General features: G+C 66.6%; 9 protein-coding genes and 1 tRNA gene. 1 reads left to right on the top strand and 9 read right to left on the bottom strand.

The genetic code is table 11. The features are described from left to right. Positions 1 to 16: 16 nt before the first annotated feature. The 8 genes from Q0V34_RS17200 to Q0V34_RS17165 all read right to left on the bottom strand — a co-directional run bounded on the left by Q0V34_RS17200 (position 17) and on the right by Q0V34_RS17165 (position 10,544). Positions 17 to 1,420: an FAD-binding oxidoreductase gene (locus tag Q0V34_RS17200; RefSeq protein WP_297514368.1), complete on the bottom strand. Its 1,404-nt coding sequence runs from the start codon at positions 1,418 to 1,420 to the stop codon at positions 17 to 19. 14 nt (positions 1,421 to 1,434) lie between these two features. Then, positions 1,435 to 1,794 (bottom strand): cupin domain-containing protein, encoded by a 360-nt coding sequence (locus Q0V34_RS17195; RefSeq protein ID WP_297514365.1) that lies wholly within the window; start codon positions 1,792 to 1,794, stop codon positions 1,435 to 1,437. A 19-nt stretch (positions 1,795 to 1,813) separates the two neighbouring features. Beyond that, entirely contained in the window at positions 1,814 to 3,295 is a 1,482-nt protein-coding gene (locus Q0V34_RS17190) for an NAD-dependent succinate-semialdehyde dehydrogenase (RefSeq protein ID WP_297514363.1), read from the bottom strand. Then, the gene (gabT, locus tag Q0V34_RS17185) at positions 3,295 to 4,593 is read right to left on the bottom strand and encodes a 4-aminobutyrate--2-oxoglutarate transaminase (protein ID WP_297514360.1); all 1,299 of its coding nucleotides are present in this window, start codon (positions 4,591 to 4,593) and stop codon (positions 3,295 to 3,297) included. The genes Q0V34_RS17190 and gabT overlap by 1 nt, the downstream gene beginning before the upstream one ends. 542 nt (positions 4,594 to 5,135) lie before the next feature. Further along, complete coding sequence (locus Q0V34_RS17180; protein ID WP_297514357.1) at positions 5,136 to 6,740, bottom strand: amidohydrolase; 1,605 nt, start codon at positions 6,738 to 6,740, stop codon at positions 5,136 to 5,138. A gap of 161 nt (positions 6,741 to 6,901) precedes the next feature. After that, positions 6,902 to 7,417: a hypothetical protein gene (locus Q0V34_RS17175; protein WP_297514354.1), complete on the bottom strand. Its 516-nt coding sequence runs from the start codon at positions 7,415 to 7,417 to the stop codon at positions 6,902 to 6,904. A 27-nt stretch (positions 7,418 to 7,444) separates the two neighbouring features. Then, positions 7,445 to 9,706 carry a TonB-dependent receptor gene (locus Q0V34_RS17170; protein ID WP_297514351.1) on the bottom strand — a complete coding sequence of 754 codons (2,262 nt, stop codon included), beginning with the start codon at positions 9,704 to 9,706 and terminating at the stop codon, positions 7,445 to 7,447. Between the two features lie 400 nt (positions 9,707 to 10,106). After that, on the bottom strand, positions 10,107 to 10,544 hold the full coding sequence (locus tag Q0V34_RS17165) for a hypothetical protein (protein WP_297514348.1): 438 nt from the start codon (positions 10,542 to 10,544) through the stop codon (positions 10,107 to 10,109). 302 nt (positions 10,545 to 10,846) lie between these two features. Between Q0V34_RS17165 and Q0V34_RS17160 the strand changes: the two genes are divergently transcribed. Further along, complete coding sequence (locus Q0V34_RS17160) at positions 10,847 to 11,188, top strand: hypothetical protein (protein ID WP_297514345.1); 342 nt, start codon at positions 10,847 to 10,849, stop codon at positions 11,186 to 11,188. Here the strand turns inward: Q0V34_RS17160 and Q0V34_RS17155 are convergent. Next, positions 11,159 to 11,235 (bottom strand) — tRNA-Arg (locus Q0V34_RS17155). The two genes, Q0V34_RS17160 and Q0V34_RS17155, sit on opposite strands and share 30 nt — an antisense overlap.

Raw genomic sequence — 11,235 nt, 5'->3', positions numbered from 1 at the left:
AGCCTCTTGGCGGCGTCTACTGCTTGCTCAGCCAGCGAACCAAGGGGGCGTCGATCGGCGCGCCCCGGCCTTCCTTGGCGGCCGCGTCGATGCGATGGAACCCTTCCTGCACGTAGCGGACGCCCAGGAAGCGGAACGGTTCGACCTCCCAGAGGGGCGAGACATGGCCGGCGGTGGGCAGAGTCTCGAAGCCGGACGGGCGGCCCGTGATCGCGCTCGCGAGCATGCGGCCGCAAAGATTGGTCGTCGACACGCCGCGCCCGGTATAGCCGAACATCTGACCCAGCTTGCCGCCGCCCAATACGATGTTGGGCGTCCAGTCGCGCGTCACGCCCAGGTGCCCCGCCCATCCATGCGAGAAGCCGACATCGGCCAGGATCGGGAACCATTCGAGCAGCGTGCGCCGCATGGTGTCGGCGGTCGGCTCATCCCACGAACGATCGACATTCGAGCCGAGATGGTAGGGCGCGCCACGGCTGCCGTAGAGAATGCGGCCGTCGGTGGTCTTGGTCAGGTAGTCGACCACCGAAACCTGGGAGGCCAGACCCTCCCCGCCGCGCCAGCCGATCTGGGTCCACTGGGTTTCGGTCAGCGGCTCGGTGAGAACGATCAACGACGACATGGGCAGAAGCGCCCGCTGGAAACCTGGCTGCTGGGTGAGGTAAGCCTCGCCGGCCGCGACGATGGCGCGCCTGGCGACCAGGTCTCCGGCGGCGGTGATCAGGCGCGGCTCGGCGCCCTGCCTGATCCGCACGACCTCGGTCCGTTCGAAGATCGTGCCGCCCAGGCGCTCGACCACTCGCGCCAGGCCGCGCACCAGCTTGCCGGGGTGCAGGCAGGCGCTGTGGGCGGTGTGCAGCGCACCGCTCAGCTGGGTGACGTTGACGCGAGCCCTGGCTTCGGCGGCGCTGATCAGGATATTGTCGTGGCCAAGCCCCAGGCGTTCATAGGCTTGATGGCTGCGCTGGATCGCCGGCAGCTGATGATCGCCGCGCGCCAGGCTCAGGATGCCGGTGCGCCGAAACTCCGCGTCGATCTCCTCCTCCACGCAGACCCGGCCGACCTCGTCGACGGTGCGCTGCATGGCCAGCATGACGTTTCGGGCCGCCTCGACGCCATAACGCGCGATCAAGGTCGAGGCGTCGAGCGGATAGCGCGGCGAGCACCAGCCGCCGTTGCGGCCCGACGCCCCGTACCCGCAGATCTCGCGCTCGACGATGGCGACGGACAGGCCGGGATTGTCGCGCAGCAGATAGTAGGCGGTCCAAAGGCCGGAGAAGCCCCCGCCCAGGATCGCCACGTCGTAGACGCCGTCGCCGGAGACGGACTTGCGGGGCGTCAGGTCGTCGCCGCAACTCTCCAGCCAATAGCTTGTGGCGGCGTAGCTCTCGGGCGCCGATGGCGCGTGGACGGATGTCATGAGGTCAACGCTGCTCATTGGGGCTCGTCGAAGATCACGTAGGCCTTCCGGGCGGTCTGGCGGATGGTCCACACGCCCAAGGAGCCGGCCGGAAAATAGACGGCCTCGCCGGCGCGGATTTCGACCGGCTCGCCATGGTCGGGTTCGAAGAGCGCGTCGCCTTCAAGGAACACGCAGAACTCGGCCTGCTGGATCTGACGCCGCCAGCGGCCCGGCGTGCACGCCCAGACCCCGGTCCGCGAGGTCGCGCATCGCTCGGACGCGAAGCTCTTGACGGCGACTTGCGACACCGGCTCGCCGATTGGTTCGGCGACCGCCGCGCCGGCGGGAAGGGCTGAAAGCAGTGTCGCGGGGTCGAATTTGACGATCGACATGAGAAGGGTCCGCTCTCGCTTAATCGTTGATGTCGGAGGACAGCAGCTTGAGCTCGACAAACTCGTCGGCGCCGTAGTGAGCGCCCTCGCGTCCCAGCCCGGATTCCTTGACCCCGCCGAACGGCGCGGTCTCGGACGAGACCTGGCCGGTATTGATCCCGACCATGCCCGCCTCGAGGGCTTCGCCCACGCGCCACGCGCGATTGACGTCGCGGGTGAAGAAATAGGCCGCCAGGCCCGCGCTGGTGGCGTTGGCGATGGACACCGCCTCTTCCTCGGTCTCGAAGCGGATCAGGCCGGCGACCGGACCGAACGTCTCCTCGCGCGACATCCGCATCCGCGGCGTCACGTCGACGAGCACGGTGGGCGCGAAGAAGTGTCCCGCCCCCTCGAGGCTTTCGCCGCCGATCAGCACCCGGGCGCCGCCGTGCTTGGCGTCCTCGACATGGCCGCGAACCTTCGCGACCGCCGCCTCGTTGATCAGCGGCCCCTGGTCCGTCGGCCCTTGCAAGCCATCGCCAACCACGAAGCCCGCGACCCGCGCCGTCAACTTGGCGGCGAAGGCGTCATGGATTCCGGCTTGCACCAGCAGGCGATTGGCGCAGACGCAGGTCTGGCCGGTATTGCGGAACTTCGAAGAGATCGCGCCCTCGACCGCCTTGTCCAGGTCGGCGTCGTCGAACACGATCAGGGGCGCGTTGCCGCCCAGTTCGAGCGACACGCGCTTGACCGTCGCCATGCACTTGGCCGCCAGCATCTTGCCCACCGGGGTCGAGCCGGTGAAGGTGAACTTCTTGATCCGGGGATCGGTGGTCAGCACGTCCCCGATCGGCGGCGCTTCCCCCGTGACGATGTTGAAGGCGCCGGCCGGTAGCCCGGCCTCCCGCGCCAGGAACGCCAAGGCCAGCGCGGTGAAGGGCGTCAGCTCCGAAGGCTTGAGCACGACGGTGCAGCCGACCGCCAGGGCCGGCGCGACCTTTCGCGTGATCATCGCGGCCGGAAAATTCCAGGGGGTCACCGCCGCGACCACGCCCACCGGTTGCTTGATCACCATCTGACGACGGCCCGGTTCGTGCCCCGGGATCGTCTCGCCGTAGATGCGCTTGGCCTCTTCGGCGAACCATTCGATGAACGAGGCGGCATATTGAATTTCGCCGCGCGCCTCGGCCAGCGGCTTGCCCTGTTCCAGGGTCAGCAGCCCGGCCAGGTCGTCGCTATTGGCGATGATCAGGTCGAACCAGCGCCGCAGGATCGCGCCCCGCGCCTTGCCGGTCAGCTTGCGCCAGCTCTGGAAGGCGCGTTCGGCGGCTTCGACCGCGAGGATCGTCTCGGCCGCGCCGAGGTTGGGCGTCACGCCGATCACCGCATTGTTCGCCGGATTGCGCACGGCGAGGCGCGCCTCGGCCTCCACCCACGCGCCGTCGATGAAGGCGGCCTGGCGGAAGAGGTCCGGGCGCGCGAGGAAGGACGGCGGGTCCGCGATCGTTTGGCCAGCCAGCATCAGGCGGCGTCCGCCCGCAGGCTGGCTTCGAGAATGTCGAGGCCCTCGTCGAGCTGCTCGAACGGGATGGTCAGCGGCGCGAGCAGCCGCACCGTTTCGCCCGAGGGGCCGCAGGTCAAAAGGAGCAGGCCGTTTTCAAGCGCTCGCTTGGCGACCGCCTTGGCGGCCGCGCCGTCCGGCCCGCCGGTGCGCGGATCGACCAGGTCGAACGCGATCATCGCGCCGGGTCCGCGAGGACCCGCGACCGGACGCAGGTCGTTGCGCCCCACGAACGTCTCGATCCTTGCGCGGAGACGGCGGCCGATCTCGTCGGCGCGCGGCAGCAACGCTTCGGTCTCGATGGCGTCCAGCACCGCCAAGGCCGCGGCGCAGGCGATCGGCGAGCCGCCATAGGTCCCGCCAAGACCGCCGGGCTCGACGGCGTCCATCAAGTCCTTGCCGCCGATGACGCCCGAGAGCGGAAAGCCGCCCGCCAAGGACTTGGCCACGGTGATCAGGTCCGGCTTGCACGGCCAGTGTTCGGCCGCGAACATCTTGCCGGTGCGGCCAAAGCCGGACTGAACCTCGTCGGCGATGAGCGCGATGCCATGGGCGTCGCAGACGGCCCGCAAGGCGGCGACCAGTTCGACCGGCGCGGGGTGGAACCCGCCTTCCCCCTGCACCGGCTCCAGAATGATGGCGGCCACGGCGCTGGGATCGATGTCGGCGGCGAACAGGAAGTCGAGCGCCTTCAGCGCGTCCTGGACGCTGACGCCGCGATCGGCGATGGGGAACGGCAGATGGAAGACATTGGGCAGTCCGCCGCCAAAGGCGCGCTTGTAGGGCGCGACCTTCCCGGTCAGGGCCATGGTGAGGGTGGTGCGGCCGTGAAAGCCGCCCGTAAAGGCGATCACGCCGGGGCGCTTGGTGGCCGCGCGCGCGATCTTGACGGCGTTCTCCACCGCCTCGGCGCCGGTCGTGAAAAGCAGCGTCTTGGCGTCGCCCTCGATCGGCGCCAACGCGTTCAGGCGCTCGGCGAGGGCGATGTAGGGCTCATAGGCCATGACCTGGAAGGCGGTGTGGGTGAACCGGTCGAGCTGATGCTGGACCGCCGCCAAGACCTTGGGGTGGCGGTGTCCCACGTTCAGCACCGCGATGCCGCCGGCGAAATCGATGTATCGACGTCCTTCGACGTCCCAGATCTCGGCGTTGGCGGCGCGATCGGCGAACACGGTCGTGGCCGTGGCCACGCCCGCCGATACGGCCGCGCCGCGACGCCGCTGAAGCGCGTTGTTGGCTGAGGCGTAGGAATGGCTCAAGGGACTGCTCGCGACGAGACCTGTGGGTTGGGGTCGAATTCAACGCCACTTCATCCCGCTTGCGGAGATGACTAGTCCGACAAGAGAGGTGTCATTCAGACACCACCAAAGGCGCGAGCGGGCCAAATCCGGCGCCGCGCGGGTCAAGAATTCGTCCCAGGCCCAGACGCCTGGCGCGACCCGGATAAAATAAACTTCGTTTATATTACAGTGTCTTATGGGAAGTGTATGGCGCGGGGCGTGTAAACCGAAGAGCTCCGGCGCCAGCGCCTTTGGCGCGCGGGATTCGAGTAGATCGGGTGCTCAACAAGCACCACCTCGCGAACAGGCTCGCTTTCGAACCTTTAGAGCGTGCTAGCCGCCGAAACCGCTCTCACTTTCGGCTATCACGCTCTAGGGCGCGCCAAGACCCGTCGGGGGGGAGGAGGCCGATACGGCGGCCCGGGTCTTGGCGCTTCGAATGCTTAATTCAACTTGCCCCGCCAGCCGGAGGTGTCAAATCCGCCGCCGATGGTGACAGATCAACACCTGGAGACAGCGGATTAGCGCCGCTCCCGCTCATAGGCGACCCTGCCGGCGAAGATGGTCATGTCGACGGCTAGGTCGCTGGCCGCCGCCGGCGGGGACCCCACCAGATCGCGGGAGAGAATGACGATGTCGGCGAACTGGCCTGGCGTCAGCGAGCCTTGGGTCTTCTCGTTGAACGACGCGTAGGCGCTTTCGCGCGTATAGGCCCGCAGCGCCTGCTTGAGACTCATGCGTTGGTCGGCGCGACGGCTGTCGACGATGCCGTAGATCCGCGCCAGCGCGTTCATCGTGAACACCGGCCAATCGCTTCCGAGGGAGGCGTGAGCGCCCGCCGCGCGCACGGCGTTCCAGCGCGCGCCTTCCTGCGGCGGGCGTTGCGGGTTGGGCGGATCCGCCGGGGTCGACGGCGGCAGGAACATGTCGACCGGCTGGTAGGCGGCCAGGACCTTGAGCTTGCCGAAACGCTGTATGTCCGTCGGCTCCACCAGGAAGGCGTGCTCGATACGATGACGCCGGCCCCGGGCGGGCGGCTTGTTTCGGGTCTCGGCGTTCTGCACCGCGTCGAGGCCCAGCCGGACCGCGCCGTCGCCCATGGCGTGCATCATCACCTGCCAGCCCGCGGCGTCGAAGCGCGACACCAAGTTCATGACTTCGTCGCGCGGATAGATGGATTGACCGGTGTCCTTCTGCGGCCCCCACGGCGCGAGCAGGAAGGCGGTGTGGGCGTTCGGCACCCCGTCGAGAAAGAACTTCACCACGCCGGTCTTCAGCAGCGGCGTATCGGGGTGAGCGCGCCACACCGCCTGGTAGCGCGCGAACTCGGCGTCGCTGAAGCCGGGGGTCACGCCGAGCGCATAGCTGATCCGCAGGGAAAGCTTGTCGTGCTTTCGCATGCCGTCGAGGATCTCGAACTCCTCGACATTGCCGAACGCCTCGTTGACCGAGGTAACGCCGTTGCGGAGCGCTTCGTTGATCGCCAAGGTCATCATGCGCTCATGTTCGGCGGTCGACGGCTTGGGCATCGCGGCCTGAAGGAAGCTGACGGCGGAAATTTCCTTCAGCCAGCCGGTGGGCTGGCGGGTCACGGGATCGCGCACGAACTCGCCGTTGGGCGGGTCAGGCGTCTCGGCCGTGACGCCGATCAAGGCCAGGGCCTTGCTGTTGACCCATGCCGAATGCCGGTCGAGCGACCACAGGACGATCGGACGCGTGGTGGAGATCGTATCCAGCATCGTCTTGTCGGGCGCGCCGCCGGGCAGCTGCGCGTTCAGCCAACCGCCCGCGTCGATCCAGTCCAGATCGGGGTTGGCCTCGGCGTAGTCGCCGATGACTTTCTGGATGCCGGCGAGGTCGCGTTGCGCGCGCACGTCCGGAGCGGCCAGCGACCGGGCGCCCCAGTAGAGATGGACGTGATTGTCGTTGAAGCCCGGAAGCACCGAACGGCCGCGGGCGTCTATCACCTTCGTGGCCTTGCCCCGCAGGGCCAGGACCGCGCGATCCTTGCCGACCCGCGTGATCTTGTCGCCCTTGACCGCGATCGCGGTGGCGTCGCCCTCGACGGTCGGCAGACGCCCATTGACGATCACGAGGTCCGCGGTTTCGCGCGGGGTCGCCGCCATGGCCGCCCCGCCCAACGTCCCCGCCAAAACCAGCGGACAGACGGCGTATCGTGTTCGCCTCGGGCGCTCTGGCAACATGGTCGCTTCCCTCAACACCTTACCGCCACGCCATTCGCCTTGACCGCGCCCCCGAAGTTGCCGGCCAGGCTTCGACGGCGGGATTATTTCCGATCAAACACCAAGTGGGCCGTCGATCGCGCCCGGCCGTCGGGCGCGTAGACGGTCGTGTCGGTGATCAGCTGCCGGCCGTCGGGCGAGAGAGAGCGCCTCAGCACCCTCAAGACCTGCCCGCCGCGCCGGAAGGTCACCTCGCGATGGGTCGCGTCCAGCTGGCGCATGGCCACCTCGGAGGTCGAGGCCGCGACTTCCCCGGCCGGCGTCACCACGAAGCTGTGACTGGTCACGGGCGCGCCGTCATAGCGGACCACGTGACTGCTGATCACTTTCTGGCCGTTGGGCTGGGTCCATTCGGAGAGGTAGGTTTCTTCGTCACCCCTGACGGTGACGGTGATCGTCTGGGAACCTTCCGCGCCGGCGGACCGAGCCCTGTTCAGGGTCCAAACCCCCGACATCGGATCCGCCGGCGCCGCCTGGGCCCTGCCGATGCTTGGCGCGGCAAGGCTCAGGGCAGCGGTCAAGGTCAGCGCCAGCCTCGGGCGGCCAAGTCTCGTCAGCATCTCACGCCGCCCCACGAAGATCTCCGCCTAGTAGTGCGCCGTCAGGTCGATGCCGAACATGCGGGGATTGCCGAACACCGCGCGCGCATTGCTGGGCGTGGCGCCGAACGCCCGACGTATGCCCGCGCTGTTCCAGGTGAACTTGTCGAACACGTTCTCGACATAGAGACCCGCTTCATATTTGCCCGACTCGCTGAACCAGTTCAGGCGCGCATTGGTCAAGGTGTAGCCCGGAACGAGGTAGAGGGGGCTGTTTTCGACTCGGAACTTGCTGCGGAAGCTGAGGTCGCCCTGCAGCTTGACCTTGCCTGGCACCGGCAGCGGCAACGTCACCTTGGCGCCGGCCGAGCCGCTCCACATGGGCGCGCGGTTCAGCGGCAGCCCCTCCTGGGTGCGATCCGTCGGGAAATCGAGGATCTTGGTGTCGGCGTACGCGGTGTTGGAGAAGACCTCCAGCCCATCGACCGGGACGGCCTGGATTTCCAGTTCCGCGCCGCGACCGCGCGCCCGGCCGACGTTCTCGACGGTGACCGAGTTGCCGCGCGTCACGTTCACCTGCAGATCGCGATACTTGTACTGGTAGACCGCCAGGTTGGCGGAGAGGCGCCCTTGCAGGAAGCGCCCCTTCAGGCCGCCTTCGAAGCTGCTGTTCTTTTCCGGGTTGTAGACGTTGGGTTTGCCGCCGGCGGCGGTGATATCGCGACCGAAATAGAAGGTGAAGGGCGTGGTCGTGACGGCCTTGAAGCTATCGATGCCGCCGGCCTTCCAGCCCTGATTGAACGAGAGATAGCTCGTGATCGCCGACGAGAGATCATAGCTCACCGAGGCGCGGAACGAGGTGTTTTCCCAAGTGTGCTGGGAGCTGATCGGCGCGCTGGTCCAGAAACCCCAGTTGTAATAGGCGCCGGCGAAGGCCTTGCCGGCGTTCTGCGGCAGCACGGCGGGATTGGGAACGTTCAGGGTATAGCGCTTGGTGTCGCTGTTGAAGCGGACGCCGCCGGCGATGCGCAGCTTGTCCGTCACCTTGAACGTGGTGTCGGCGAACGCGGAATAGCCATGGAAGCGGCCATCGTAGTAGCCCCGCTCGAAGAAGGCGTTGGTGTAGTCGTTGGGAGCCAGGCCCGTGGGCACCGCGCCCGTGAAGGCCAAGGTCTTGTCGACCCAGTTGTTGATGTCGCCGCTCAGGCCTTCGCTGAACCACGACGCGCCGAACGAGGCGTTCAAGCGCTCGCCGCCATAGACGAAGATCAGGTCCTGGCCCACCTGGCGATCATCGGTTTCCTGCGTATAGGGACCGCCAACGATCTGCGGCCGCGCGTCGTAGTCCAGCGAGAAGTAATTTTCCACCCGACGGGTGCTGGAGGTCAGGGTCGCGGTCAGCTTGTCACTGAGATCGTAGGAGATCTTGGCCACGCTCTCGTAGATGTCGAAGTCCGCCGGCGACCGGCGGCCGCCGATCGAGTTGGTGACGACGAAATCGGCCATATCGGTGGTCTGCAGCGGATAGGCGTTCTCCTTACGCCGCTCGACCGTCGCCTTCAGAGAGAAGCGCAGGCCGTTCTCGCCGCGATAGGCCAGGATGGCCCGCGCCGCCTTCACGTTGGTCGCGCCCAGGCCGCCAGTCCCGCCCGGATCCTTGTAGAGGGCGTTGTGATCCTCGGAGTCCGCGGCCAGGCGCAGCGCCCAATTCTGGTTGAGCGGCAGGTTGACCGAGCCCTGGGCGAAAACCCGGCCATAGTTGCCGGCGCCGACCGTGACGTCGGACGAGAAGCTGTTGAAGGTGGGCTGGCGGGTGATGATGCTGATGGCGCCGGCGATCGAGCTGCGGCCAAAGAGCGCGGCCTGCGGTCCCTTGATCACCTCGATCCGGTCGACGTCGAAGTTGGCGTTGGTCATCATGCCGGTGCCGCCGCGGCCCTGATAGACGCCGTCCACGAACAGCGCGATCGAAGGGTCGTCGGCGAAGCCGTACTGGTTGTTCGAGATGCCGCGCATCGACGAGTAGCGGATATAGCCGTAGTTCGGCGCCGCCACGAAGCCGGGCGCGACCTTGGCGATATCGGCGAAGGCTTGGATGTGCTCGGAAGCGAGCTTGGCCCCGGTGATCGCCGACACCGCCAGCGGCACTTGCTGCAGTTTCTCGGCCCGGTTCTGCGTGGTGATAACCACCTCTTCCACGGTCGTGGCCGCGCTTTCCTGTCGCGTCGTCTGCGCGAAGGCTCCGCCCGCGGCTAGCAACAAGGCCGTTGTGCTGATGAGAAAGAGCTTGGTGTGCGACGTGCCGGTCATCCGATGAACCCCCTTTGATCGTCGTGGTCGCACCGGACGCGCCTAGCGGCGTCTTTCCCTGCGACGAGCGGGGACTGCAACACGTGTCACGCGCCGTTCACAGTTGTCCTGAAACCTATGCTCGGAGACTCAAAGTCACCACAACGTCGCCAAGCGGCGATCTTTCGGCGCGAGGCCCTGGGGCGGCGCAATCTAAAGATGTGTAACGCCCGCCCGGGATCGGCTGGAGCCAGCCTTGCGGCCGCGCCTTGCGGCCGAGCCGTGCGGACGGTCGGGTTGGAGCCGTCTGGCGGCTATGAGCGCGGCGTGGTCGAGGCGCTGTTGGAGGCGGGTGTCAGCGCCCAATGGTTGCCGCCCACCATTCGAACTGAGGCCGGTTACCTCGGCACAACCTGCCCGGTCAAACTTTCAGGCTGAACAAGCTTGCAGGGTTAAGATCGTTGGCCTGGGCTGCTCCAGCACGCTCCTGAAGCCAGCTCATAAATGTGCTTACCGAGGTCGTCATCTCATCGCCACGCGACGCACTGATTTGGATGCCGTTCTCGCCGTAAATGTCGCGGAGTTTGGTGATTGCGGCGAGATTACCAGCGGCCTGTTGCGGGGATTGTTTGCTGACATCGCCGAGCTGCATGCCCGCGGCGCCGGTGCCCTTCCTCGCCCAGGCCTCTTTGTATTCGCGATCCACTGCGTCGAGGAGAGCGGCGCGGCGCTCCGCTTCGCCGAGTTGCGCGGTTTGCTCTGGCGTCGCTTGAACTTGCACGATCTTGACAGATCGTCCCACGGCGCTGTTGGGCGTGATCGGGAGGCGGGCGACACCGCTTGAAATCGCATCAACCATGTGGCTCTCCATGCTGCGGCCCCGACCCTTATCGAGGCCGCTCTCTCATGGATTCACTTCAAGCAAGAGTTGTGCCGTCTAGAATGGCACCGTGAAACTGGCTCCATCGGCCGTGTAGAAAAATTCAACAGAGGGCGCGCTGCCGGCGAAATAGCCGGTGACATGGATTCCTGAGTCGTACGTTCCGTCAGCCGCATCGCTTGCGTTGGTGAGCCACCCAGGCGGCTGCGAAGCTGAAGCGGCTGTACGAAGCGCTCGAGGACGGGTTCGCCTCGACCGACGACCAAGATCTCAAGGACCGGATGCGGGAGCTGGCGGTCATTCGCGATGAGTCGCGAGCTGACGCCGATCGCGCCGAGGCAGCGATTGAGAAGCTGGGGCCGATGCTGACGCCGGAAATCCTGAGTCGGTTCGCCGAGGTGACGAAGGAGCGGCTACGTGATCCGGAAGGAAAGTACCGGCGCGAACACGTGCGGGCAGTGGCTCAGCGCGTGGAAGTCATCTCGACCAGCGAGATGCGCATCATGGGAAATCGGACTGACTTGCTGAGAACCCTGGCCGCCTCGGCAGGCGAACACGCGGCGGTTCTCGGCGTTCGCAGCTTTAGACCGAAGTGGCGCACCCGACACGATTCGAACGTGTGACCTTTGCCTTCGGAGGGCAACGCTCTATCCAGCTGAGCTACGGGTGC

This window comes from uncultured Caulobacter sp., from assembly GCF_947036865.1.
Classification (GTDB): domain Bacteria; phylum Pseudomonadota; class Alphaproteobacteria; order Caulobacterales; family Caulobacteraceae; genus Caulobacter.
The sequence above is the reverse complement of the archived record's forward strand: the minus strand, read 5'-3'. Positions and strand labels throughout refer to the sequence as shown.